This is a genomic window from Acinetobacter apis, from assembly GCF_900197575.1.
In the GTDB taxonomy this organism is placed as follows: domain Bacteria; phylum Pseudomonadota; class Gammaproteobacteria; order Pseudomonadales; family Moraxellaceae; genus Acinetobacter; species Acinetobacter apis.
Window position 1 is genome coordinate 1,305,346 of record NZ_FZLN01000001.1, and the last position, 25,975, is coordinate 1,331,320.

At 37.3% G+C, this 25,975-nt stretch carries 21 protein-coding genes; 11 read left to right on the forward strand and 10 right to left on the reverse strand.

The features are described 5' to 3' along the window. The first annotated feature begins 279 nt into the window (after positions 1-279). The 6 genes from gdhA (at position 280) to CFY84_RS06130 (ending at position 5,942) form a co-directional block, all read left to right on the forward strand. The gene (gene gdhA, locus CFY84_RS06105; protein WP_228149617.1) at positions 280-1,653 is read left to right on the forward strand and encodes an NADP-specific glutamate dehydrogenase; all 1,374 of its coding nucleotides are present in this window, start codon (positions 280-282) and stop codon (positions 1,651-1,653) included. 194 nt (positions 1,654-1,847) lie between these two features. After that, positions 1,848-2,531 carry a heavy metal response regulator transcription factor gene (locus CFY84_RS06110; RefSeq protein ID WP_088823410.1) on the forward strand — a complete coding sequence of 228 codons (684 nt, stop codon included), beginning with the start codon at positions 1,848-1,850 and terminating at the stop codon, positions 2,529-2,531. Next, positions 2,521-3,909, forward strand: coding sequence for a heavy metal sensor histidine kinase (locus CFY84_RS06115; protein ID WP_088823269.1), 1,389 nt, complete (start codon positions 2,521-2,523; stop codon positions 3,907-3,909). The genes CFY84_RS06110 and CFY84_RS06115 overlap by 11 nt, the downstream gene beginning before the upstream one ends. Positions 3,910-4,099: 190 nt before the next feature. After that, positions 4,100-4,429: a copper resistance CopC family protein gene (locus CFY84_RS06120; protein WP_171289039.1), complete on the forward strand. Its 330-nt coding sequence runs from the start codon at positions 4,100-4,102 to the stop codon at positions 4,427-4,429. A 308-nt stretch (positions 4,430-4,737) separates the two neighbouring features. After that, positions 4,738-5,049 (forward strand): copper resistance CopC family protein, encoded by a 312-nt coding sequence (locus CFY84_RS06125; RefSeq protein ID WP_407640200.1) that lies wholly within the window; start codon positions 4,738-4,740, stop codon positions 5,047-5,049. 14 nt (positions 5,050-5,063) lie between these two features. Then, on the forward strand, positions 5,064-5,942 hold the full coding sequence (locus tag CFY84_RS06130) for a copper resistance D family protein (RefSeq protein WP_088823272.1): 879 nt from the start codon (positions 5,064-5,066) through the stop codon (positions 5,940-5,942). Here the strand turns inward: CFY84_RS06130 and CFY84_RS06135 are convergent, their stop codons facing one another. From CFY84_RS06135 to CFY84_RS06150, 4 genes are all read right to left on the reverse strand, one after another. Then, positions 5,943-6,809, reverse strand: coding sequence for an SGNH/GDSL hydrolase family protein (locus CFY84_RS06135; protein WP_088823273.1), 867 nt, complete (start codon positions 6,807-6,809; stop codon positions 5,943-5,945). 132 nt (positions 6,810-6,941) lie between these two features. Next, complete coding sequence (locus CFY84_RS06140) at positions 6,942-7,718, reverse strand: hypothetical protein (protein ID WP_088823274.1); 777 nt, start codon at positions 7,716-7,718, stop codon at positions 6,942-6,944. A 111-nt stretch (positions 7,719-7,829) separates the two neighbouring features. Further along, positions 7,830-8,849 (reverse strand): competence protein CoiA family protein, encoded by a 1,020-nt coding sequence (locus CFY84_RS06145; RefSeq protein WP_088823275.1) that lies wholly within the window; start codon positions 8,847-8,849, stop codon positions 7,830-7,832. Positions 8,850-8,946: 97 nt separating this feature from the next. Further along, on the reverse strand, positions 8,947-13,173 hold the full coding sequence (locus tag CFY84_RS06150) for an NACHT domain-containing protein (protein ID WP_088823276.1): 4,227 nt from the start codon (positions 13,171-13,173) through the stop codon (positions 8,947-8,949). A gap of 205 nt (positions 13,174-13,378) precedes the next feature. Between CFY84_RS06150 and dusA the strand changes: the two genes are divergently transcribed. From dusA to CFY84_RS06165, 3 genes are all read left to right on the forward strand, one after another. Further along, positions 13,379-14,407 carry a tRNA dihydrouridine(20/20a) synthase DusA gene (gene dusA, locus CFY84_RS06155; protein WP_088823277.1) on the forward strand — a complete coding sequence of 343 codons (1,029 nt, stop codon included), beginning with the start codon at positions 13,379-13,381 and terminating at the stop codon, positions 14,405-14,407. A gap of 93 nt (positions 14,408-14,500) precedes the next feature. Next, positions 14,501-15,178 (forward strand): nicotinamide riboside transporter PnuC, encoded by a 678-nt coding sequence (pnuC, locus tag CFY84_RS06160; RefSeq protein ID WP_088823278.1) that lies wholly within the window; start codon positions 14,501-14,503, stop codon positions 15,176-15,178. Positions 15,179-15,236: 58 nt separating this feature from the next. Further along, positions 15,237-15,698, forward strand: a complete 462-nt coding sequence (locus CFY84_RS06165; RefSeq protein WP_088823279.1) for an HIT family protein — start codon at positions 15,237-15,239, stop codon at positions 15,696-15,698. Here the strand turns inward: CFY84_RS06165 and CFY84_RS06170 are convergent. The 6 genes from CFY84_RS06170 to CFY84_RS06195 all read right to left on the reverse strand — a co-directional run bounded on the left by CFY84_RS06170 (position 15,682) and on the right by CFY84_RS06195 (position 23,242). Next, positions 15,682-16,467: a tRNA threonylcarbamoyladenosine dehydratase gene (locus CFY84_RS06170; RefSeq protein ID WP_088823280.1), complete on the reverse strand. Its 786-nt coding sequence runs from the start codon at positions 16,465-16,467 to the stop codon at positions 15,682-15,684. The genes CFY84_RS06165 and CFY84_RS06170 overlap by 17 nt on opposite strands. 63 nt (positions 16,468-16,530) lie before the next feature. Then, positions 16,531-17,349: a TatD family hydrolase gene (locus tag CFY84_RS06175; RefSeq protein ID WP_088823281.1), complete on the reverse strand. Its 819-nt coding sequence runs from the start codon at positions 17,347-17,349 to the stop codon at positions 16,531-16,533. A gap of 19 nt (positions 17,350-17,368) precedes the next feature. Next, the gene (locus CFY84_RS06180; RefSeq protein ID WP_088823282.1) at positions 17,369-18,244 is read right to left on the reverse strand and encodes a DUF3298 and DUF4163 domain-containing protein; all 876 of its coding nucleotides are present in this window, start codon (positions 18,242-18,244) and stop codon (positions 17,369-17,371) included. An 82-nt stretch (positions 18,245-18,326) separates the two neighbouring features. Next, complete coding sequence (locus CFY84_RS06185; RefSeq protein ID WP_088823283.1) at positions 18,327-19,112, reverse strand: hypothetical protein; 786 nt, start codon at positions 19,110-19,112, stop codon at positions 18,327-18,329. Between the two features lie 73 nt (positions 19,113-19,185). After that, the gene (locus CFY84_RS06190; protein ID WP_088823284.1) at positions 19,186-20,778 is read right to left on the reverse strand and encodes a peptide chain release factor 3; all 1,593 of its coding nucleotides are present in this window, start codon (positions 20,776-20,778) and stop codon (positions 19,186-19,188) included. 277 nt (positions 20,779-21,055) lie between these two features. Continuing rightward, the gene (locus CFY84_RS06195) at positions 21,056-23,242 is read right to left on the reverse strand and encodes a carboxy terminal-processing peptidase (protein ID WP_088823285.1); all 2,187 of its coding nucleotides are present in this window, start codon (positions 23,240-23,242) and stop codon (positions 21,056-21,058) included. Positions 23,243-23,440: 198 nt separating this feature from the next. Between CFY84_RS06195 and nagZ the strand changes: the two genes are divergently transcribed. Next, positions 23,441-24,463 (forward strand): beta-N-acetylhexosaminidase, encoded by a 1,023-nt coding sequence (nagZ, locus tag CFY84_RS06200; RefSeq protein WP_088823286.1) that lies wholly within the window; start codon positions 23,441-23,443, stop codon positions 24,461-24,463. A 145-nt stretch (positions 24,464-24,608) separates the two neighbouring features. Then, positions 24,609-25,874 carry a glutamate-5-semialdehyde dehydrogenase gene (locus CFY84_RS06205; protein WP_088823287.1) on the forward strand — a complete coding sequence of 422 codons (1,266 nt, stop codon included), beginning with the start codon at positions 24,609-24,611 and terminating at the stop codon, positions 25,872-25,874. Positions 25,875-25,975: the final 101 nt, after the last annotated feature.

Consider the following 25,975-nt stretch of genomic DNA (forward strand, 5'->3'; position numbering starts at 1 on the left):
TGACATTCAATACCTCAAACAAGCCGCTGTAACTAGCGGCTTTTGTCATTTTATAGTGCTGTGTTTAATGGCATGACATTGTTCACAAGCCGCATTGATCAAGTATTGATGGCCATATCATTCATTTTTTCAGATCAGCACAATGAAGTCATGATGTTTTAAATTCACAATTGATTGAATTGGCTATTTTTTTTCTTAATTTTCAGTTTACACTATATTTATGCATGTTATTTCACACTTTGACATGAATAAAGTTGAATACGTGCATGACCACAGCCCATATTTAAAACCAATAACGAGGACCTCAGCTTGAAATACAATAGCCTTAACGATTTCCTAACTGCAGTCAAAGCACGAGATCAACATCAACCTGAGTTTTTACAAGCGGTTGAAGAAGTATTAACCAGTTTATGGCCTTTTATTGAAAAGCATCCTCAATATGCAAGTTATGGCTTATTAGACCGTTTGGTAGAGCCAGAACGTATCATTCAATTTCGTGTGTCATGGATTGACGACCAAGGTGAAACTCAAGTCAATCGTGCATATCGGGTACAATTTAACTCAGCCATTGGTTCTTTCAAAGGCGGAATGCGCTTTCACCCATCAGTGAACTTGTCTATTTTAAAATTCTTAGGCTTTGAACAAACATTTAAAAATGCATTAACGACCTTACCCTTAGGCGGTGGTAAAGGCGGTTCAGATTTTGATCCTAAAGGAAAATCTGAAGGTGAAGTGATGCGTTTTTGCCAATCTTTAATCACAGAGCTATATCGCCATTTAGGTCCAGATACTGATATTCCAGCAGGTGATATTGGTGTTGGTGGCCGTGAAGTCGGTTATATGGCGGGGATGATGAAAAAACTCAGCAATAACACCGCATCTGTATTTACAGGTAAAGGAATTTCTTTTGGTGGTAGCTTGGTTCGCCCTGAAGCGACAGGATATGGCACAGTTTACTTTGCCGAAGAAATGCTAAAAACACGTGGTGAAAGCTTTCAAGGCAAAACCGTTGCCATTTCAGGCTCTGGTAATGTTGCACAATATGCAGCAGAAAAAGCCATGTCTCTTGGTGCAAAAGTGGTGACATTATCCGATTCAAACGGCACGCTTTATGTGAAAGATGGCTTAACTGATGCCCTTTTAGCCGAAGTCATGGACATTAAAAACAGATTGCGCGGTCGTCTATCAACATTTGCAACACAACATGGCTTTGAATTTTTTGAAGGCCAAACGCCATGGCATATTGCTGTAGATATTGCTCTACCATGTGCAACACAAAATGAACTAGACACGCAAGATGCAGAAAAACTGATTCAAAATGGACTAATCTGTGTGGCTGAAGGTGCGAATATGCCATCCACCCTTGGGGCAGTTGAAGCGTTTATTGCAGCAAATATTTTATATGCACCTGGCAAAGCATCAAATGCAGGTGGTGTAGCAACTTCAGGTCTTGAAATGTCTCAAAATGCCATGCGCTTGTCATGGACACATGAAGAAGTGGATGCCCGCTTACAACACATCATGAAAGACATTCACCAAAACTGTGTCAAATACGGAACAAAAGAAGATGGCAACGTCAATTATGTAGATGGTGCCAATATTGCAGGTTTTGTTAAAGTGGCAGATGCCATGCTTGCACAAGGCGTTTTATAAGCTCATTAATATGCTGTGAGTACACGCTCACAGCATATGCTTTTTTATTCAGCTCACTTTACTTTGCCACCCCTTCCCCGCTTAACTCATCTCTTTTGACCATCACATGACCTCAAAATGACATTTTTGTCATCTCATACAGAATAGTTTCATTTCAAGGTATGATGAAATCAATCTAGTAATTTGTATTGATGATGAAGATTTTATTGGTTGAAGATGAACAAAAAACTGGCGACTATCTCAAACAAGGACTTACAGAAGCAGGCTATCTGACCGATTGGGTCACAGATGGCATAAGTGGACAACATCATGCATTAACTGAAGATTATGACCTCATTATCTTAGATGTTATGCTGCCTGAGCGTAATGGGTGGCAAGTCATTCAAAGCATTCGTGAACATGGCAAAATGCTACCGATTTTATTTTTATCTGCCCGTGATGATGTTGAAGATCGTGTTAAAGGACTTGATTTAGGTGCTGATGACTATTTAGTGAAACCATTTGCTTTTGCTGAATTATTGTCTCGCGTGAAAAGTCTATTACGCCGTGGACAATCTAAAGAGGATCAATACCTCATTACCATCGCAGATCTTGAACTTGATGTCCGTAAACGACGCGTCACACGTGCAGGACAACGCATTGATTTAACTGCCAAAGAATTCGCGCTAATGGAGTTATTTATGCGACGACCAGGCGAAGTATTACCGCGTGCCTTAATTGCTTCACAAGTGTGGGATATGAATTTTGACAGTGACAGTAACGTGGTTGAAGTTGCCATTAAACGCCTGCGTACTAAAATTGATCATGGTTTTTCACCTAAATTGATTCAGAATATTCGCGGTATGGGCTATTTATTAGAGATTGATGATGCCTCGTAAAATTGTCAGTAGCATTGGATTTCGTATCGCCATTCTATTTTCTCTGTCTAGCATTGTAATTTCAGGCTTAATGGGATTGATGGTACACCGATTGGTGATTCAACACTTTGAATCCCAAGATCGCATGCAACTTGAAGGTAAAGTTCAGCTCATTAATAACTTATTTGCGCAAAACCCCTTAAATACAAATACTTTACAATTGGATTTAAAAGATGCTTTGGTGGGACATCATAATCTGATTTTTCAGATTGAACGCCCGCAAGGACATATCATTTTTAGCTCTGCAATTCAGCCTATTTATCCGATGCAATCTAAAAATGATCCAACATCTTGGGTTGAATGGCAATTTGACAATAAAACCTACCGCGGATTAATTAGCCATCAAGCGCCTGCTGCACAGCATACACCATCCGTTCGTATTATTATTGGTATGGATAAATCCGAACATCAGCATTTTTTGGATCATTTTAAACAACAGCTGTTACTCATTGGGGGTCTAGGCACACTGATTTTAATGGCACTTGGTTGGTTTGCCATTTGGCGTGGTTTATTTCCACTACAAAAAATGACGCATATTGCAGAACGAATTTCCGCACAACATTTGTCTGAACGACTCCCTACCCAACATATTCCAACCGAATTATATGCATTAACCACTGCCTTTAATGCCATGCTTGACCGTTTAGAGTTTGCATTAGAGAAGTTATCTGATTTTTCGTCTGATCTTGCCCATGAGATGCGTACACCAATCAATAATCTAATGACACAAACCCAAGTTTGTTTATCACGCCCCCGTGACTTACAAGTTTATCAAGACATCTTATATTCGAATTTAGAAGAATTTGAACGCATTGCCCGTATGGTTTCTGACATGCTGTTTTTAGCTAAAGCAGAACATGGATTAAGCTTAAATCAAGCTAAATCTGTCGACTTAAATCATGAAATTAGTGCTTTATTAGATTTTTATGATGCTTTGGCTGCTGAAAAACACATGCAATTTATACATACAGGTCAAGTACTACATATTCAAGGCGATGCAGCAATGTTACGGCGTGCTTTGAGTAATTTAATTTCAAATGCAATTAAATATGGCATATCTCACTCGAACATTACCATCCATACCACGATAAATGCAGAACACCAACCTCAACTTTTGATGACCAATCAAAGCCCTGAGCTGACTTCATCACAAATTTCACGTTTATTTGACCGTTTTTACCGTACCGATGCCTCAAGACAACGGACAGTAGAAGGGACAGGACTTGGACTTGCCATTACCCAATCTATTTTGCAAGCACATGAAGCACATATTGATGCGACCTTTCAGCATGGCGCCTTAACATTTACCATCACCTTTAAGCACTCGTCTCAAAATTAAAAATATTTCAATTAATTTTATGTTTCATATATTACTTTTATGTAATTAAAGTGTATATTATTCCTCACTATAATTCACATAGTTGATATGAATTCACTTTTTAAACCATATCATGATTAATTTTAATAAATTTTAAGAGATAAACTCCATGCTTTTAATTCAAAAATCTTTCAAAAAACGACGTCATGTCATGTTATTTATTTCCCTGATCATGGCATCTGTGAGCACATTTGCACATGTTCATTTGGCCAGTGCTACACCCTATGCCAACTCATTCTTAAACCAACAACCGCAAAAAATCACCCTACACTTTAGTTCTGATGTGGTATTAACCAATGTCAAATTACTCAATGAAGAAGGTCATGACATCAAATTAAATCATGCATTTAATCATGACTTAAAAAAGACCTTTCATATTGCTGTGCCACATTTAAATTCAGGCAGATATATTGTTCGGTTATCTATTGCTGAAAAAGGTGGACATGATATGCATAGCGAATATAGTTTCTCGGTTAGATAACCACCTCACTCACGTCATCACCCTGATGTATTGAGCTAAATTTCACATGGATTGTGACTCCCCCATCACATTTAATCCAAACCAACATCAAGACCAAACAACAACTCAACCTCCTCTAATTATATATTCGCTTTTACAATAAATGACTCGATTGTCATTCTTCAGTCATCGATGTGTACAAGATGCCATGCCATAATCACCTCATACTACATTCATATATTCTTTGAAATGTTCAAGAGAGCAAGCTCATGTCTTTTAAAAACTCAATATTAAAATCTGTACGTCATGCTGCCATTTTTGCAACAGTGATGATGACTTCTGTCGCTGCATTTGCCCATGCCCATTTAGAAAGTGCAACGCCAGGCATCAATGCAACAGTTTCAGGCCAACCGCAAGCCATTACATTAAACTTTTCAGCAGATGTAATGCTCATGAATGTGAAACTGATCAATGCTCAAGGCCAAGCCATTCCATTAACTTATCAAATCAGTAACGAACTTAAAAAAAGCTTTCAAATTCCCGTATCAACTCTAACTACAGGAAAATATACCGTGCAGTGGTCAGCAATGGGGAAAGATGGTCACAACATGAACAGTGATTATAGTTTTTCAATTCAATAATAGTGTAAACACGAATGGATGCACATCTTTGGATCATTTTCACATGGATTGTGAAAGTATTTTTATATTTAGGCTTGTCTATGAGTGTAGGCGGCCTATTTTGTTATCATTATTTTTGTCATGAAAAGCATAGCCAAATTGCTGTATTTCAATACATCAGATGGGGTGCAGTGCTTGGCTTGATAAGCAGTGTACTTAGTTTTTTATTGTTAATTGCAAGTTTTGCCCAAACAGGGTTCAGTGGGCTATGGAATGCCACCTATTTTTCACTGTTGATGAATACGCCTGTTGGCATGGTGCATACCTTACGAATTTTGAGCTTTTTGGCTTTAGTTGTGGTTATTGTGCTGCCATGGCAACACAGGTCAGCATGGTCTTTTGTTAAAAAACTACTGATTGCAACGCTTTGCATCCCCATTATTATCAGCTTTTCACAGCTTGGACATGTCACCAACTTAGCCGTGTATGCCCAAGTACTTGTATCGTTTCATGTCGCTACCATGTCTTTGTGGATGGGTTCACTGTATCCATTGTGGTGGCTAAATCGGCATACCCATCGTTTCACATTTAAAACACATGTTGAACAATTTGGGCAAATTGCTTTGGGCGTTGTCGGCATCTTGATTGTCTGTGGGGTCAGTGTGTTATTTCTACTTTTACCGAGTATCATGACGTTATTTACCACACCTTATGGCAATACCTTGCTTGTTAAGCTGCTTTTGGTATTCAGTATTTTGGTGTTGGCTACATGCAATAAGCTTTATTTTACACCACGCTTAGACCAGCCCAACATGTATAAAGTATTTAGATCTGTTTTAACTTTTGAAATGCTGCTTGGCTTTGCCATTTTAGTTACCACAAGCTTTATGACCACTGTGGTTGGAATTGATTGATTAAGACGGCTGAATAACATTAAAAATGGCTTTTGCTGTGGCTTCAGCCCCTGCTAAATTGGGATGAAAATCCGCACCCTTCTTCGATTTAAAACCATTCACCCATGGTGTTTGGCTACATACACTGTGCACTTTTGAAATTGTTGCCATATCCACCAAAGTAACAGCCGTTTCTTTTGCAACATCACGGGTAATTTGTGCCAATTGATCTGCAACTGCTGTGACATGTGCTACTTGATCTGCGGTTAAACCGAGTGCTGTGCATGTTCCCTCTACAGGCACAACCACAGGATAAGTCACAACCACAATATGTGCATGTGGTGATCGACGTTTAATTTCTTGAATAGTGGCTTTTAACAACTGAGCCAAATCAGCAAAACGTTTGTGGTCTCTTGGTATTTTTCTTTTTAATACTGAGCTGATTGCATGAGCTACAATATGCTGTTGGTTTTGATATGCCATCCATGTTAAATCACCAATATACCCCACATCATTACCACCTGCGGTGAGTGTGACAAGCTTGGTATCAGGACCAAGTGCATCGATTTGTGGACCAAGCATACGCTGCCCACCGTTTAAAATATGGCGTACTGTAGCCCCTGAAGATGTCATGTCTGTAAATGACGATATATTCAGTAAGCGTGCCAATTGCTGTGGGTAACCATTGACACTGCGCTGTGAAATTATAGGGCTATTGGGGGCACGTTCACCGAGCCCTAGCCCTGCAGCAAATGAACTGCCTAAAGCAACATATTCAGCATTTTTTTTCACAGGCAAACGGCGCTGATGTAACCAAAATGCCGTCCCCAACGCTGTTGTACCTAATGCGGTATAGGTTAATAACTTACATACAGAAAAATGTGCCATGGTCTTGTTCTAATGAATCAGCTAAAAGAATAAAATAATTATTTGACCTGATCAGACGAGATTAAAGTACACATTTGTATCACTTTAATACGCTGTTTAGGCTTAATGTATCTATATAGTTGCTTGTAATGACTAATCATCAATCCCGCTGTAATTCCAATCTTTAGGAATATTCGGTTGTTTCGGTGCTCGATTTAAATCAATATTTAAAGCACGACTACTTTTCGTGGTTTTAGGATTTTTTCCAGACAAGGATGCGCTGTAGTTATAACGAAATTGCCACTGCATCGCTTTTAATGGACGAATGGACACCGCTAAATTGTATTCGTCATGACAGTTGCCTTTTGCTTGTTTATAGTCTTGCTCTGAAAAACAGGCACGCATGGTTTGCTTTAAACTAAATGGATAATTGCCAATAAACTGCTGTGTTTTTCCGTTGTTTAATAACTCATAAAAATTTGCACGCTCCATGGTTGCACCGCCACCAGAGTATAGTTCTGAGTATGAGTGAATCCGTGCAATTGCAAAGCGATTGTCTGCTATTGGAAAAAGTTTTGGATAAACATATAGTTTTGAGTTATTCAGCGCAATTTGATCAGCAGAGAGTTTTTGCGTCAGATCAATTTTCCAATGCTGCAATAGTTTCGGTTGAGCATCTGTGGTGGTAAACACTGCAACTTGGTCATCTGCCAATAACCAAAGGTGTTGGTCTGCGGTGGTAACGCTTTTCCAACGTTCAGGATGGGCACAAAGGCTTTGCTGCTGAGCACAAATATCTTTTTGTACTATAGGGCTTATTTTATTTTTGCTGCTGAATGATTGAATATCCAATGGCGCTGCCCAAGCTTGAATGGCAATTAAGCTGCTTGCAACAAAGAAACCACACTTGCGAATAATTTTTTTTGTCATGGTCTTAAGTTGTATTTTAATTAGTAAGCTCATATTACAATTTATGAGGTATGCAATTAAACAAGTAATACTTAGACAATATAACAAATCATACAAAACCAATATATAAAGCTATAACGATTTAACTTTATACCAATCACACTCGGCAGCCTGATTTGAACCACATTTAGTTTTTTTTGCTTTACAATAAATTGGCTGATTACCATCAAAACTCCAATTTTCCCCACTATATTTACACAAATAACAGTTTTTGATTGGTACTTTATTTTGAGATGCTAATCTAACTTGAGAGATAAAAAACTCTCCATGGGAATAACCGTATTGTATGCTTGAATTTACAAACTCTAAATCAGTTTCAATCAAATTATAATAAACAATTCTTTGCTTAAATTTGGCTATTTTAGTTTCAATATCTGATAGATATGTTAATTCTAAAAAAGATTTTCCTGAATCCCATACATAAAAGGCAAAAAACTGCTTTTTCATACAGACACATTCGCTTTCTGGTATTACAGCTATACCTTGATTAAACCCTAAAAAAAGTGCGTCATTCTCAGTTATGTGATAGTTTTTAATTTTGTCAATATCTTCTTCAGAGTTAATAGGAATTTCTATTATTCGCTTACCAGAAGATTCTTTTTTTTCACTTAGAAAATGAGTTACAGCAATTTCTACATATATAGTCTCTTTAGGACTAGATTCACGCAAAAGTAAAATATCTGGTATAAAATTATTATCTTTCTTTTCTACTTTCACCTTAGAGTAATAATTTGTTAAATCATATCGTCTACTTGTGAAACCAAGACCGCAGTACTTACGAATAACTCTTTTAAATTTATGACATCTTTTTGGTATACTAAATTCAATATAAAATGGGTCATTTTCTTTTAAACAATTATTATATGTTTCAAAAAAAACTTGCTTACCTAAACAGTGCAAGTAAGTTTCGCCATTACATTCTTGTATGTTTTTATGTGCAAAATGTGGTTTTTTAACTTTTCCATTAACTTTAGCTATTAATAATTTTCCACAGCCAAAACAGAAAAAATCATTAAATATACTCTGACCAACTAAATCAATTGCTTTTATCGCTTTCCCTTGTTTATTTTTTGCATATTGATATCTTGCCATTAAGTTTAACTCTATTTAGTTAATAAAATTAACGATTTTATTGATCATAAATAAAATAGCTATAGATCATCAAAAAAAATTTCTTAATATTCGATATTTAACTGTCTGAAACTTTCCCTCGTTTATTTAAATCAATAACAATAACCTTTATACAATCTATTCCTGTCCACTCATGAGCAATTGAATACCAGTAATTTTGCAAAGCCTCTTCTAACCCATCTAAACCTACATTTTTACTTTGGATTTTCCATTTCTTATCTGCATTTTGGGCAACTAGTAAAAAAATGCCACATCCAGCTGTGGTTTCACGTAAATAATCACCCACTAGTTGGTTTCTTAATCTTTCACATAGTTTTGGACCTGTCCAATCTTTATCAAGGATTTTTAATTCAATCGGTACCGGACTAGTAATCATAAAATGATCTAAACGAATATCAGTTCGTTGACTATTTGCAAGCTCATATTCTTGAGTAATTGAAAATTTTCCTATCCCTTTTTGCTTTAATTCACGAGCAATAAGATTTCTCATTTCTGTTTCTTTCTTAACTCTTTTCCATGTCAACCAAGCACTATCATCTCCATTTTCAAGCCAATCTTTTAAATCAATTGTCTTTAATACTGCTAGATTAAATAACTCTTTATGTGTTTTGGGCTTAATACTGCCTGATATCTCAAAGTCTCGTATTTGTTCGATATGCCATGCATCTATATCCCCACAAGATAAAGCAATGTCATAAGCTATTCTTTCTAGCCAAATCCGTCTAGTCTCACAAATGGTTTCCTTTGAAAGTTCTTGAATAGCATGATAGCTTTCAGCACATGGAATTTCTTTTAAATACTTAAAAAGTAGATCTCTAGCATCCTGTGCATTATCTCTTAATGTAGGCGAGTACGCTCCTGTATTAGCTCTATGCAAATCTTCTTCTATTTTTATGTATTTATTCATTAAAGCATGCAACATTTTTAAATATTTTATTTTTTTAAACTCATTGTCTCCTGCCCGACCATTGATAGCATGGATTTTTCCTAATAAATGACAAACGAAAATTTGGGCTGAATTTACAGCATCTATCTCAGGTAATGACTTTAACCAGTTGGTTAAAGAAAGAATTCCATTTTGAGGATCACTATCTACATAAAGTGCATACCACCAAGCTTTCTGCTCGTTAGAATTTGATTTAGCTACCATTTGCTTAGCAAGTAAAATAAAATTTTCTTTACCAAGAGTAGAATTAATTAATATTTGTACAGCATATGTCCTTTGGTCTTTGTGCAAAAAAACGGGGGAATTCTTCTTAAGCCAATCTAATATCTTAGGAGCTATATCGTTATGCAACCATGGTGTATGATAAAATATGTCTTGTATAACATGGTTATAGCTATTTTTTATATCATGAGCAGCTGATTCAAACTCCCAAACCAACTCTTTATTGATGGCTTCAATAACTTTATTTGGAAAAAGTTGGTATAACTTCTCAAACCATGAAGGGAATCCTGGGCTGTCCCATGTAATATATCTAATTGCATTGTTTATTTCGTTATCATTTAATTTTTTAAAAAAATTTAAATCTTCACTAAATTCAATTTCTAAACCAGCCAAACCAAAAATTAAATTATCAGGAGTTGAATTCTTCTTCAAATTGCTATCTTCTGAATATAATTTTGGTTTATATATGCGCCAAAATTTTTTTGCTGAATCTTTATAGGCATTTGCGACATTTTCACCAAACTCAGGAATTAAACTACCCCAATTTGCATAAGCACTATGAGATTGAGTTTTTTTTTCTATTGAGTTCATTAACCAAACATGATTATTGCTTAATTGAGCATTTAGAGTAGCAGGTGTATTAAAAATCTGTTCTGGATTATTTTTTAATCGATTAATCCAATCTAATCTAGACTGAATTGTCTCGGCTCTTTCTTTTTCTCTTAATAACTGTATATCTTTCCATTTTTGTTGGTCTTCTATATAAGTATCATCTAATACTGGATTCAATAATGAATTTACATGTTTTTTAAGATCTGGATAATTTGTACTCTTTTCCTGTATTTTCTCTAATATATCAACACACTTATTTTTTTGATTATAAATAGCAAATGCTCTGTTTATAATTACAATTTGATCATCACAAGTTTTTTCATCAAGATAATTTAATAAACGATCTAAACTTTTATCATTAAATTCCCAAAAGTGTTCTTCATCACAAACATTAAAATCATTTAGTAGCCTTCCACCATTGTTAGTACTAACAATATATTTTCGTGATCTATCTATTGCACACCAATACAACTTATCATTTAACTGCTCCCACATTGGAATATTAGATTCCAAATAGTTACTTTTTATAGAGACACTAAAATCTTCATGATATTTTAATGCTATTGAATCTATTAAAATATTAATTGTTATTTTTTCAAGAGCGAAATCGCTACGTTCTTTTACTAACTTTTCAATAATTTTGAATGCAATATCTAAAGTCCATGCATATTGTTTAGAAAGCTCATACTCTCTAGCTCGATAACATGGTTGTGTTCTTAATAGTTTTTCAATACCAATTAATAATTCAAAGATCAATCGCTCTTCACATTTTTGTATGAAGTAAGTCAAAGATTGATTTAAATCATCATATTGATATTGTTTTTTGTCATTGGCTATTTGCAATGAATCTATAAGTAATCGAATGATACTTTCATCTGGCTCAATTTCACTGACAAGTTCCGCAATTAGTTTTCTATCTAAGGGTTTTTTCTTGTTAAGATCCGTCCACAACTCATATTTATTTTGATCATTGCTAGACCCTATAATCGCTCGGATAGATATTCTTCTCAAATATACATCTCGGCTAGAATCTAAGGCAATTAATTTTAATGTAGTAGTCGCTTGAGTGTATCTGCCTTGCCAAGCCATTTGTGCTAGAAAAAAGATGGCATTATCATTGTCAATATATTGATTTATCAAAGATACTACTAGTGTTTCTAAATCAGCGTTTGCAATTTTTGTAACAGCACTATTATAACTAATTGTACAACCATCTTTATTATTAACTATTCTATCTATATATTTTGATAAAACTTGTTTGCGTACTTCTAACGATAGCTGAGAAGGATCTCCACTTTCAAAAATGATTTCTGGCTGATATTGAATTACTTTTTTACATATTTTATCATCTAAAACTGCCAACCAAGGTAATAACGGACGAAGCGTGGGCACTATAATTTTTTTATCAAACTGCTCCCGAAAAAATAATTTTTCAACTGATAATCTATCATCACCATTTAGTAATTTGAAAAACCATTGAGACGCCAAGAATTCTCGAATATCTCTATGCCTAAAACTTACAGCATCATATAAAATATCATTAAATATTCCTGACTGTAATAGACTTGTTACTTCTTCATTATTCCAATCTGGTAAAAGTGTTGATGCATTTATTACTTTATCATTATCATGCATAGAAGATGGCGTAGCTATATTCATGTTACGCATCAAAATAACTGCTGCTGCAAGACGTTGAGCTCCTTCATATAATTTTTCAAAGTTAATCGTATTAGATTTTCTGTCTAGTGTGTGTCTTTCTCTTAAACGTTGCTCAATATTATATTTAATAATATTTAAACGAGAGTCTAATTTATTGTCACTTCTCCATTTCAAAATAATATTATCTAAATCAAAAGGTCTTTCAGCTAAACTTAATAGATCAAACCTTTTAATTTCATTTATTAACTCAGCAATATTATGTACAGAACGCTGCTGGCAAAACTGTTGTATATCTTCATATTTTAAAGGATTTAACTGATAGACCTTCAAAGAGCTTTTATCTGTATTGCCATCTAAAGGAAAAAATAATTCTGAATCTAATAACGTTGCATCTTCTGTATATCGCCAACTATAAGGTCGACTTGAAATATAAACATGGCATCTTTGAGCTGCACTTTTGACTTTTTGTACAAATTTTTTAATTTTACTTTGAAATTCTTTTGGACCTCTTAATCGAGCTTCATCAACTGAATCTAAAAAAAACCATGCATCATCAGTAGATGAAATCCAATCTAAAAATAAACTTTCATCCCCTACTTCGAATGATGTTGTAAGTTCATTATCAATATCCTCAATTCTTATAAAAAATGAAAATTTTCTAGCTTGTTCTAATTTTTCAGCCTGCTTTTTAAATTCTAATGTTTTACCAGCTCCTGCCTCAGCTAAAACGACACACCTGTATTCTTGTAATAATGCACTCCATTGAATGGATTCTTCTGCGTTTAATTTTAAAGAGTCATCAGGAATTATTTGAGAAAATTTCCGATCAAGATTTATATAAGTCATATAATTAAATAACTTGAAATTTTATAAACATAATAATTAATGTATGAAAAAAATCCTATAAAATATTAGTAAACTTCGAATATTAAATTTGTGTTCATTGACAAACCCCTTAGATTCTTTTCTAATCACTCCTCTTTTGCGATCTACTGTTTTAATCAACTAAGCTATAGTGCGTCGCCAAATCATCATGCCTAGGAGTAATAGAATGACTGAATCTCATCTTAAAACAGAACCATTACCTACTCCTCGTATATCAGTCGCACCAATGATGGATTGGACCACCAAAGACTACCGTTACTTTGCACGTTTATTTAATCCCAATGTGGTGCTATATACTGAAATGGTCACCACAGGCGCTATTTTATTTGGTGATGCAGTACGGCATTTAAGTTTTAATACAGAAGAACAGCCTGTGGTATTACAGCTTGGAGGGTCAAATCCAAAGGACCTCGCGCTTTGCAGTAAAATGGGACAAGACTATGGCTACCAAGAAATAAATTTGAATGTTGGCTGCCCAAGCGACCGTGTACAAAATAATAAGATTGGTGCATGTTTAATGGCTGAACCTGATCTCGTTGCAGAATGTATTGCGGCTATGCAAAATGCGGTTGATATTCCAGTGCACGTGAAACACCGTATTGGCATTGATGATATGCAGTCTTATGAAGAAATGCTGCATTTTGTAGATACTGTGGCGGCAACAGGTTGTCAGCATTTTGTGGTTCATGCACGAATAGCACTATTAAACGGGCTATCGCCAAAAGAAAACCGTGACGTTCCACCACTTCGCTATGAAGATGTATACCGTTTAAAACGAGAGCGTCCACATTTATATATCGAAATTAATGGTGGCATAAAAACTGTAGAAGACACCAAGCTGCATTTACAACATGTGGATGGCGTGATGATTGGACGTGAGGCTTACCATAATCCGTACGTGTTAGCTGAACTTGGGCATGCTTTATGGCAAGATCCATTGCCCAATCGTTTTGACATTATGGAACGCATGATGCCTTACATTGAACAGCGTTTAGCAAACGGCGCACCTATGTCTATTATTACACGGCATATTCTTGGCTTATTTCAAAACTTGCCAGGTGCAAGAAAATGGCGCCAAGCACTCAGCGGTGGTAAAGCCAAAACAGTTGATGATATTTTGTTTGCCATTCAACAGATGCAAGAAGCCATCGAACGCACAGAATTGTATCTAGCCACTCATCAACGCGAAGATTAGTATCATCAGCAAGGCAAAGAGGGTTATCACCCTCTTGTCAGCTGATCTAATTCAGCGCATCATGCCTAAATCATTATTCAACCACCATTGCTCATGAAATTACTGCAGAATTGGACGCGTTTTGAAAAAATTTGGTTGCTCAGTTTTACCACCATTCAATTCATTTTATATTTTTGGTGGCAGCAACATCTGATTGACTTAATTTGCGCATTGTCCAATATGCTGTGCGTTGTCTTGGTGGCCAAAGGGCGCTTGGAAAACTTTTTCTTTGGCATGATAGCAACTTCGCTATATGCCTATATTTCTTATCATAATCAAATTTATGGTGAAGCCATGTTAAGTGGCTTATTTTACTTTCCAATGCAATTCATTGGGCTGTATTTTTGGCTTAAACATCGTGAAAAAACCACCAAGCAAAGTGATGTTCAAATTAAGCAACTGTCTATTCAAGGTTGGGGCATCATGCTGCCTTTAGTATGTATCTGTGCTTTAGGTTACGCAGAATTATTGGCATATTTAAATGCCCAACAAGTTCATCTTGACTCATTCACTGTTGTCATTTGTATTTTTGCTCAGATTTTAATGACCCTTCGCTATACTGAACAATGGTTATTGTGGATGAGTGCCAACATTTTAGGCATGATTATTTGGGTGAATGCAGAAAATTATGCCATGGTGATGATGACCTGTGCATCGTTATTCAACTCACTATATGGTTGGTTACATTGGAAAAAACAAACCAAACAATCTGCTTCTGTGACATCAAACTGAAACATTTGACCTATAATTTAAATTGTTCACTTCAAAATAAATGATTGGAACACATCTCATGAGTTGTATTTTTTGTAAAATGGTCAATAAAGAAATTCAGCACCACATTGTGGCTGAAAATGAAAATTTTCTTGCGTTTTTATCTTTATTTCCCAATACATTAGGTACAACAGTTGTGATTCCAAAACAGCATTACAGCAGCTATGCCTTTGACCTTGATGATAATATTTTATCTGAACTAGTTAAATTCACCAAAACTGTGGCTAAAACATTAGATTCATTTTTTCCTGATGTTGGACGTACAGCCATGGTTTTTGAAGGTTTTGGTGTTGACCATGTACATGCTAAGCTCTTTCCAATGCATGGCACAGTCGAAGCACAAGAAACATGGCGCTGTATTTCTTCACCCATTGAACATTATTTTGACCAATACGAAGGCTATATTTCTTCGCATGATTCAAAACAAGCAAGCCATGATGATTTAGCACAGCTTGCTGCAAATATTAGAGCGCATGCATAGCGCGCTTTTTCAATATATGATCTAATTTCTTAAGCACTTCTGCCACAGCAATCATGGCAAATGTTGATGTCACCACCACAGCAGAGCCATAACCACCACAGCGAAGGCCTGCTGATTTCACCATTTGATGGTGAGTCAGTGGACTTTCATTTGAATACACACAGGTAATACCAAACTTTTCTTTTGGCTTTTTACAAATGCCTTTTGCCCGAAGTTGGCTACGCAGCTTTGCAAGCATTGGGTCTTGCTCAGTTTTAGATAAATCCGCCACTTGGATATTTAACGGATCACGCTTACCGCCTGCCCCACCTGAGACCACCAACGGTAACTTATGAAAACGGCAATGTAACATGAGTGCAAGTTTGGCTTTTACATCATCAATGCAATCTAAAATAACATCAGGCTGATATGCCATAAGCTCAGGTAACGTATCACTTGATAAATAATCATCTACTAAATTAAGTTTAATTCGAGGATTTATTTCACGACAGCGTGCAGCCATCACTTCAATTTTTTCTAAGCCTAAAGTGGATGTCAACGCAGGTAACTGACGATTAATATTAGATGCTGACAACACATCCATATCAACCAACGTTAATTCAGCAATTCCTGTACGGGCAAGTGCTTCTACCGCCCAACTGCCTACACCGCCAATCCCAATCACCATGACATGACTTGTTTCATAATGAGCAAAGGCCGTTTCTGTATACACTTTTGCCACGCCTTGAAAACGGCGCTCATATTCATCAGGGTTGGGGAAATCAGTCATGCTTTTGCCTCATAATCATCTGAAGCTATTTTAACGTGTTTTATTGGCTTCGTCTTGTGGCTTTCATGAATGCAGTTTTAAAGCAGTTTGTGTGTTATGCCATAACTGTGCTGCAACTGATGTGGGTTCTTGCTGAAAAATATCTACCAATGTTTGATAAACATATACTAAGTTGGCTGGTGTATTCCGTGTCCGCACTGTAGATGACTGCTGACAACATAGCGGTGTCATATCAGGGCAATCTGTTTCAATGACCAAAGATTCTAATCCTACAGTATGCACAGCACGATGTAATTTTTTAGCATTTGGATTGGTAATTTGCCCCGTCACACCCACTTTAAATCCTAAGTTTACAAATGCTTTGGCTTCTTCAACACCGCCACTAAATGCATGTGCAATACCACCTTGTTTAAAGCGATGTTGTTTTAAAATCTTTAATACATCGGCATGTGCTTTACGAATATGTAAAAGAACAGGTTTATCATACTGCACCGCTAAATCAAGCTGAGCATGAAAAAACTGCTGTTGCTTGGCATACATTTTAGGGTCTTTATGTTGCGCTAAAAATGTGTCTAAACCAATTTCACCAATAGCAACACAATCATTTAATTGTAAGCGTTGCTCAAGCAGGTCTAAGTCGGTCATTTGATGGTGTTCAATATAAAAAGGGTGTAAACCTGGGGCAAAATAGCTACGAGGATAACGTCTCCGATCTTGATTTAACCATTCATGTACAGCATATAAATCATCAAAACGTGATGCTAAAAACCCAATCAACACCAACGCATCCACTCCTGCATTTTTCGCAGCAACAGCCAAAGCTTCACGGTCTGCATCAAATTCAGAAACATCAAAATGCGTATGGGTATCAAAAAGTTGCATAATGGTTCCTTGTGATGATTTAAGGTAAATATTGTGGCTGAATTACACCTTTTAACTTGTTATAAGGAATGGTTAATGTAGGCATACCTGCGGCATAAGGACCAATTTCATATTCGCCATATTGTAAAACCAATCCAGCTTTTGAAAAATAAAAATTGTGTGCTGTACTAAATTCCCAAGATTGTTCATATTGGTCAACATTCTCTGCCAATCCTTCAGCTTTGACCCAAGCACTAAACTGCTCATGTGCAAGTTGATCAAAGATTTTACGCTGACCTTTTTCAATCACATGATCAAGCTCAATTTGACGTTTTTGATTTAAATCAAAAACAAAATATTGTTGTGTACTCGCACCATGTGCGCCACCTAAATAGGAATAAGAAACCAGCTTAATGGTTACAAGCCCTTTTTTACTCTGTATGACTTGCGGTTCAATTTGAAAGGTAATTTCTGTGTTGGCACTGAATTTTTTAAGCTCATCTACAGCATGGCTAAATTCATTGGCGTATTGCTGAATTTGTGCATTAAAGGTGGCATCTTGCGCCACAACATCTGAAGCAGCGGGCATTTCACCTTGTGCAATTAAAGTTAAAGCAATATTTTGCCGTAATATTGCAAGAGTTGCTTTTTGGATCGCAAGATCAATAAATTTCTGATTACTTTGTAATTGTTTTACCAAAAATTCAGGGCAGCCACGTCCTGAACACGCTGGCAATTGGATTTGCATACTTTGAATGCTGGCATTGAAAGCAGGTGCTGCAGGTTGAGCTGATGTGTCATTGGCGGTCTTTTTTTGTTCTACATTTGCTGATGATTCTTTTTTTTCACAGCCTGTGATTAAAGCACTACTGAGCACAATACCAACCAACAACCCGTGCTTTTTTAAAAATGTCATTTATCGATTCGCTCTCAAGATTAACGATATGATCTCAATCCAATTTATTAAAATATGTCAACGTTACATTGTCTTTATCATTTCATAAAAATAGGGTTTGATATACCTCATTTTTTAATATTTGCTTGGTTTGTTGCTGTGTTAAATAAATATCAAGTTGATCTGCTCCAGCAACCACTTCACTGCTTCTAAAATGTAGTCCAACCCCAGTTTGGTCAAAAAACCAATCGGCTTGTGTCCACACAAGTTGTTTCGGTGCCGACACTTGAATCAGTTTAGGTTGTTCTTTTAACCATGCTTGATAATACTGCTGAATCATGACATTACTATTTTTTTGTTCTTTTACTTGAATGAGATCAGGCAAATGCACACGTTTTTTTTGACTTAAGTCTGCCACCATAAAATAACGACGGTCACTGACTTGAATCATTCCTTGCTGTGTGTCTAAACCCAACATGAGCAAAACATATTGTTTTTTCTGTTGCACCAAATGACTATGTAAGCTGAGCTGATATGACAAATTGCCAGCAAACTCTTTTTGCCAGCGTGTAGATGCTTGTACATAGGCATCAATGGTGGGCTGTAGCGATAAAGCAACCTTATTGGCTTGGATTTGTGATTGAATGACCACGCTTTGCTGCTCATTCAACCATGTATTGAACCATGGATTGGAGGTTTGCAAGGTTTGAATTGCAATCACAGGGCATGCTTTTGCATAACATTGCTGTACTTTAAACGCTGCAGGTTGTTCCTTGCTTGTTAATTGAGCCACCTTTTCAGCAGCTTGAGCATCGGTTTGATGTGGCTGACCACAAGCACTAACCATACACGCTGTCAATAATCCTAAGCCAATTAAACGAAATCGCATACCCACCACCTTTTTTATTATATGTACTCAAGATAAGAAAACAGCATCTAAAAAGACGCTGTTGACTGTATGATTAGTGCTCTCGTGTGCTTCTAAACTGCACATCCGGCCAGCGCTCTTGCATGATTTGCAAATTGACTCGGCTTGGTGCTAAATAGGTTAAATGTCCACCGCCATCAACTGAAAGTTGATCATGCGCTTTCTTTTTAAAGTCATTTAGCATTTTTTCATCATCACAATGAATCCAGCGAACCGTATTTACATTCACCTGCTCATAGACGCAGTCCACTTTATATTCTTCTTTTAAACGGTAAGCGACCACATCAAATTGTAAAACACCCACTGCACCGACAATTAAATCGTTATTAATTTGTGGCATAAAGACTTGAGTTGCACCCTCTTCTGAGAGTTCTTTCAAACCTTTTTGTAATTGCTTTGACTTTAAAGGATCTTTCAAACGGACACGGCGGAACATTTCAGGAGCAAAATGTGGGATACCGGTAAAATGTAAATTTTCACCATCTGTAAATGTATCGCCAATTTGAATCGTGCCGTGATTATGTAAACCAATAATGTCCCCTGGCCATGCTTCTTCTAAATGCTCACGCTCACCTGCTAAAAAGGTTAAGGCATCAGAGATTCGAATATCTTTACCAATTCGAACGTGATTCATTTTCAAGCCTCTTTCATATTTACCTGAGCAAATACGCATAAAGGCAATACGGTCACGGTGTTTTGGATCCATATTGGCTTGAATTTTAAATACAAAACCTGAAAAACCTGCTTCTGTTGCTAAAACTTCACGCTCTTGAGTTGGATGTGCTTTAGGTTCTGGTGCCCAATGAATAAATGCATCTAACACATGATCTACAGCAAAATTACCCAATGCAGTACCAAATAAAACAGGCGTTTGCTTGCCTTGTAAGAACAGATCATGGTCAAGCTCATCCGCTGCCATTTGAACTAATTCAAGCGATTCTTCAAATGACTTAAATGCCATATCACCAATTTTTTCACGAAGATCTGGATAATCATAGCCATCACGCACTTCAATATCTGTAATGGTTGAACCAAATCCTGCTTTATAAATATACGTTTTATTGGTGGCAATATGATATACACCTGCAAAATCACGTCCCATACCAATTGGCCATGTGATTGGAACACAACGAATTTTTAAAACGTTTTCAATTTCATCAAGTAGCTCTAAAGGCTCACGAATCTCACGGTCCATTTTGTTGACAAATGAAACAATAGGCGTATCACGCATACGACATACGTCCATCAATTTAATGGTACGTTCTTCGACCCCTTTTGCACCATCAATCACCATCAGTGCCGAGTCAACAGCAGTTAAAGTGCGATATGTATCTTCAGAGAAGTCTTCATGTCCTGGTGTGTCTAATAAATTGATTGTGTGCTGTTTATATGGAAATTGCATCACTGATGTGGTGATTGAAATCCCACGTTCTTTTTCCATTTCCATCCAATCCGATGTGGCTGAACGGTCCGATTTACGGCTCTTTACCATACCTGCGACTTGAATAGCTTTACCCCACAGTAAAAGCTTTTCTGTCATGGTGGTTTTACCCGCATCGGGGTGAGAAATGATGGCAAATGTACGACGCTGCGCCACTTGTGCTGTTAATTCTTGCTGAAAACTCATGAACAAATACCTACTGCGACAATGCAGTACTCAGAATAAATATAAGATGAAATTGCGCCTATTCTATCAGATAGGAACAATTTTTGAATGTTGACGAATCAACGCTATTTAGACGAAAACTACATTGGCCTGTCACACTTGATATTAAATAATATTTACTTATTATACATGGCTCACACTATGGGTCAGTAAATTTGTGTCATTTGATGGCAATAATTTCTTTTTCATAGCCATGAACAAGGGCTGAATCAATTCAGCCCTTGTTTAATCTGAAACATTACTTTGGTTGTTGTAAGCCTGCATAATCAATTAAAACATTTGCAGCTTCATCCACAAACGCTTTATCTTCTGGTAAAGGTGGACGTTTGCTGGCTTTCATTTTTGCACGTGCTTCAATCATGGCATCTAATGATGTCTGATAGGTTTCCCAATTTGGATAAGGCTTTAAATTGGTTAGCTCACGGCGACGATTATCTGCTGTAAGGGTTTGTTGCTCCATCTGATCAATTTCAGCACGGCGCTCAGAAAGACTCAGTACAATCTTTTTACGGTCATCTTCTTTTTTAGCAAGCTTAGTTCGTGCATCTAAATAACTAAACTGCGGGTCTTGTGTTACCCGTGAAGCAGACAACTTCTCAAGCTGTGGTAAATATTTTGCAACATCGCCTTCACGCTTGAATGGCGCAGTTGGAATAGTATCCCATTGCAATGCATTTTTTGCTTTACGCTCACCAAATTGCTCGTTGTAAATATCAACCAATTTAATGTCTGGAATTACGCCTTTATTTTGCGTACTTCCACCTGTAATACGATAGAACTTACGCTGTGTTAACGTCGCTTGTCCATACGCTAAGCTATCAAGCTGAATTTGTGCTGTTCCTTTTCCAAGCGTTGTACTGCCAATCACTACGCCACGGCCATAATCTTGAATTGCTGCAGAATAAATCTCACTTGCAGATGCCGATGCCAAGTTAATAAGTACGGCAAGTGGTCCTGAGTAAAGCTGTTCGCCATCATCATTGTCTTTAAACACACTCACTGTGCCATTGCCATCACGAATTTGAACAACAGGCCCTGATTTAATGACTTGCGAAATCATACGAGCCACTTCTTCTAATGACCCACCTGGATTATTTCTTAAATCTACAATAATCCCTTCAACATTTTGCTTTTGTAGCGACTGTAATGCAGCTGCTGTATCTTGAGCGACTGAACGGTAATCTGCGCCATCACGACGTGCGCGATAATTTAAGTAAAATGATGGAATTTCAATGACACCAAACTTATGGGTTTTGCCATCACGTACAACCTCTGTGGTGCGTGAACGCACCCCTTCATCTTCTTCTTTAATCACATCACGGACTAATGTCACATTACGTGCTTGGCTCATAGAAACGCCTGCACCCAATAAACGAATTGTCACTTTAGTACCGCGTTTACCACGGATTAACCCTACAATTTCTTGGCTGGTCCAACCCACCACATCTTCCATTTTTTTGCCGTCTTGGGCCACACCAATAATGCGGTCACCTGGGTGTATTTGACCTGATTTGCTGGCTGGTCCACCTTCAACAATGGTTTCAACACGTGTGTAATCTTCATTACGGCGTTCAGGACGAATGGATACCCCAATCCCTTCAAGCTCAAGCGTGGTTTGACGGTTTAATTCAATGGCATCAATAGGCGGGAAATAATTACTATGTGGATCATATGTCAAAGTCATTGCATTTAAAATGCGCTCTAACACATCATCACTCTTTAAACGGCTAATTCGTTCTAGCTTACGCTTATAACGTTTGGTCAAGGTTTGGACTGGTGTTAAGTCTTCGGCAGCTGTTAAATCTTGTCCATTGGCAAGTGAAGGGTCTGCTTTTAAAGCAGCTTGTTTTGCCATATCTTCTTGCTTGGTAATAGTCAGGCTAATAAGCTGTGATACCAGCATTTTATCCCAATAATCTTGACGTTCTGCTGTCGTTGCAAAATAAGGCGCTTTTTCACGATCAATATCAAGATAAACATCTTTTTGCTCAAGATTTTGTGGTTTTTTCACTTCTTTGAGCATGCTTTCATAGAAGCTGGTCAGATGTTTTCGATATTGTGCATGAATATCATAAGCTGCCGTTAAGTCACCTGCTTTTAAAGCCGCACCCAAGGTTGCACCATATTTTTGTTTATATGCTTCAACTTCTGAGGCTAAAAATAACGTATGATCTGGATCTAAACTGTCTAAATACATATCTAAAATACGCTGCGATGTATTGGCATCTAAACGCATATTTAAGTAATGTTGACGGTCTACTAAATTGGCCAATTGCCGAGTGACCAGCTTTTGCTCTTGTGTAGGTTGAATCGATTTCTGTACCGACGCTATATTGTTTGCAGCAATGGCTTCAGACATTGTATGGTTAAAAAATAAACCACCAGTTGCCAATGCAACAGCACACGCGATTATTTGAAGTTTCATAAACGAATTATATTTCCTTTGAGTTTAACCAAATAACACGCTTTTAAGTGTTCTGGATACCAGCGTATTCAATATGTTAAACAAACTATACCTTCTATGTTGTCTAGTTTTATCATATTCTGTGCAAACAAAATGTAGCAAATCATTGCAAAATATGCGCAATGTTTAAATCTGAAGTCCACAGGGAAAAATACGCTTATGATTGGCGCACTCATGCTCGATATCGAAGGCACCTCTTTATCTGACCAAGATATTGAGCTTTTAACCAATCCTCAGGTCGGTGGTATCATCTTATTTTCCCGCAATATTGTCTCGCCACAACAGGTCAGACAATTGACCGACCATATGCGACAAGTTCGTCCTGAGCTATTAATTGCCGTTGACCAAGAAGGTGGACGCGTTCAGCGTTTAAAGCAAGGTTTTACGCGACTTCCTGCAATGGGTAAGCTTGGCGAACTGTATCAATCATCGCCTGACCAAGCATTAACTTTAGCTCAGCATAGCGGTTGGTTAATGGCAACTGAAGTCTTAGCTGTGGGCATTGATTTTAGCTTTGCCCCTGTGCTTGATGTCAATAATATCAGTGATGTGATTGGCGATCGCAGTTTTTCCAAACACCTAGAAGACATTCCTAGGTTAGCTTCAGCATTTATGCAAGGCATGCATGATGCAGGAATGGCAACCACAGGTAAACATTTCCCAGGCCATGGTTCAGTAAAAGCAGACTCGCATGTGGCAGAAGCCGTGGACCACCGCAGTTATGATGAAATTTATGAAAATGATATGCAGGTATTTATTGAGTTAATGCCACATCTTGATGCGCTCATGCCTGCACATGTGATTTACCCACAAGTAGACCGACATCCCGCAGGTTTCTCTAACTATTGGATTGAAGAAATTTTACGTGGTCATTTAAAGTTTGATGGTGTGTTATTTTCAGATGATTTAACCATGCAAGCTGCATGTGTGGTCGGTGGTGCAGATATGCGAATCCAAGCTGCACTAAAAGCAGGTTGTGATATGGGGCTGGTCTGTAACCAACGTGATGCTGCTATTTTAGCGTTAAATGCGATTCAAGCATTGCCGCTACCGAATCAAGAACGCTTAGAACGTATGCGTGGCAACATTCCCGCCATTCAAATTGGTGAAGCTTTCGATTTGGGTGAAACATGGCAAACTGTCCAAAGCACAGTCACTGCATTTGTGAATCAATCATCATAAATAAAGTCTTATTGCCTTAAAAGCACCTGATGTAATGAAACTAACCTAGCTCATCACAGCCACAAAGCAAATAATGATGATTTTATTTCCCTGATGACGCTGTTAAGATAAACCCAATTAATACTTTTTATTACGCTGATAGGTTATGCAACAGTCTATTCAAGAATATATGAAAACGATCGGACAACAAGCACGCGCTGCATCACAGCTCTTGTCTGCTGCATCAACAAAAAGTAAAAATGATGCATTACAAACCATTCATGATGCATTGATTACGCATAAAGCAGACATTTTAACTGCCAATCAAGCTGATATGGAAAAAGGACGTGCTAGCCAATTAGATGCTGCACTACTTGATCGCTTAGAGCTCACTGAAGCTCGATTCAATGGCATGTTAGAAGGTTTAAAAGATGTTATTGCATTAAAAGACCCGATTGGTGAAATTACCGATTTAGCATATCGCCCAACAGGCATTCAGCTTGGAAAAATGCGTGTACCGCTTGGCGTGGTCGGAATGATTTATGAATCACGTCCAAATGTAACGCTAGAAGCTGCATCATTGGCATTAAAATCAGGCAATGCCATTATTTTACGTGGTGGTTCTGAAGCGTTGGCATCAAACCAAGCGCTTGCCCACGTCATTCAACAGGCATTAAATGCTGTAAATTTTCCTGCTGCCGCTGTACAAGTCATTGAAACTGCAGACCGTGCAGCTGTGGGTGAATTAATTACCCTCACAGAATATGTTGATGTGATTATTCCAAGGGGTGGTAAAGGCTTGATCCAACGTATCACCAATGAAGCACGTATTCCTGTCATTAAACATTTAGATGGCAACTGCCATATTTTTGTCGAAGCACAAGCAGATATTGCCAAAGCATTGCCTGTTATTCTTAATGCCAAAACCCATCGCTATGGCGTATGCAATGCCATGGAAACGCTGTTGGTAGATCAAGCAATTGCTGAGGACTTCTTACCACAAGTCAAAGCCATTTATGCAGAAAAGCAAATTGAACTACGTGGCTGTGCAGAAACCGTGCGTATTTTAGGTAGTGACATTGTCCCTGCAACAGAAGATGATTGGTACACAGAATACTTAGGACCAATTCTTGCAGTGAAAGTGGTTCAGGATATGGATGAAGCCATTCACCATATTAATCATTATGGTTCACATCATACAGATGCCATTTTGACAGAAAACTTTACCCTTGCTCATTCCTTTTTAGCGCGTGTTGATTCAAGCTCTGTGGTGATTAACGCTTCAACCCGTTTTGCAGATGGTTTTGAATATGGTTTAGGTGCAGAGATTGGCATTTCAACAGATAAAATTCATGCCCGTGGTCCGGTTGGACTTGAAGGTTTAACTTCACAAAAATGGATTGTCTTTGGTCATGGTGAAATTCGTCAATAGGTAGTTTTTACACGCTATTGACTTTTTATATCCAAACAAAAATCTCCATAAGTCATAAAAAGCTCAAACCATTGAATTTCAAGCAATGGCTTGAGCTTTTT

What these genes read in the sequence shown, in the direction of transcription:
- CFY84_RS06110 (WP_088823410.1), top strand. Translation starts at nt 1,848, where the DNA reads ATGAAGATTTTATTGGTTGAAGATGAACAAAAAACTGGCGACTATCTC.
- CFY84_RS06115 (WP_088823269.1), top strand. Translation starts at nt 2,521, where the DNA reads ATGCCTCGTAAAATTGTCAGTAGCATTGGATTTCGTATCGCCATTCTA.
- CFY84_RS06120 (WP_171289039.1), top strand. Translation starts at nt 4,100, where the DNA reads ATGTTATTTATTTCCCTGATCATGGCATCTGTGAGCACATTTGCACAT.
- CFY84_RS06125 (WP_407640200.1), top strand. Translation starts at nt 4,738, where the DNA reads ATGATGACTTCTGTCGCTGCATTTGCCCATGCCCATTTAGAAAGTGCA.
- CFY84_RS06130 (WP_088823272.1), top strand. Translation starts at nt 5,064, where the DNA reads ATGGATGCACATCTTTGGATCATTTTCACATGGATTGTGAAAGTATTT.
- CFY84_RS06135 (WP_088823273.1), bottom strand. Translation starts at nt 6,809, where the DNA reads ATGGCACATTTTTCTGTATGTAAGTTATTAACCTATACCGCATTAGGT.
- CFY84_RS06140 (WP_088823274.1), bottom strand. Translation starts at nt 7,718, where the DNA reads ATGACAAAAAAAATTATTCGCAAGTGTGGTTTCTTTGTTGCAAGCAGC.
- CFY84_RS06145 (WP_088823275.1), bottom strand. Translation starts at nt 8,849, where the DNA reads ATGGCAAGATATCAATATGCAAAAAATAAACAAGGGAAAGCGATAAAA.
- CFY84_RS06150 (WP_088823276.1), bottom strand. Translation starts at nt 13,173, where the DNA reads ATGACTTATATAAATCTTGATCGGAAATTTTCTCAAATAATTCCTGAT.
- dusA (WP_088823277.1), top strand. Translation starts at nt 13,379, where the DNA reads ATGACTGAATCTCATCTTAAAACAGAACCATTACCTACTCCTCGTATA.
- pnuC (WP_088823278.1), top strand. Translation starts at nt 14,501, where the DNA reads ATGAAATTACTGCAGAATTGGACGCGTTTTGAAAAAATTTGGTTGCTC.
- CFY84_RS06165 (WP_088823279.1), top strand. Translation starts at nt 15,237, where the DNA reads ATGAGTTGTATTTTTTGTAAAATGGTCAATAAAGAAATTCAGCACCAC.
- CFY84_RS06170 (WP_088823280.1), bottom strand. Translation starts at nt 16,467, where the DNA reads ATGACTGATTTCCCCAACCCTGATGAATATGAGCGCCGTTTTCAAGGC.
- CFY84_RS06175 (WP_088823281.1), bottom strand. Translation starts at nt 17,349, where the DNA reads ATGCAACTTTTTGATACCCATACGCATTTTGATGTTTCTGAATTTGAT.
- CFY84_RS06180 (WP_088823282.1), bottom strand. Translation starts at nt 18,244, where the DNA reads ATGACATTTTTAAAAAAGCACGGGTTGTTGGTTGGTATTGTGCTCAGT.
- CFY84_RS06185 (WP_088823283.1), bottom strand. Translation starts at nt 19,112, where the DNA reads ATGCGATTTCGTTTAATTGGCTTAGGATTATTGACAGCGTGTATGGTT.
- CFY84_RS06190 (WP_088823284.1), bottom strand. Translation starts at nt 20,778, where the DNA reads ATGAGTTTTCAGCAAGAATTAACAGCACAAGTGGCGCAGCGTCGTACA.
- CFY84_RS06195 (WP_088823285.1), bottom strand. Translation starts at nt 23,242, where the DNA reads ATGAAACTTCAAATAATCGCGTGTGCTGTTGCATTGGCAACTGGTGGT.
- nagZ (WP_088823286.1), top strand. Translation starts at nt 23,441, where the DNA reads ATGATTGGCGCACTCATGCTCGATATCGAAGGCACCTCTTTATCTGAC.
- CFY84_RS06205 (WP_088823287.1), top strand. Translation starts at nt 24,609, where the DNA reads ATGCAACAGTCTATTCAAGAATATATGAAAACGATCGGACAACAAGCA.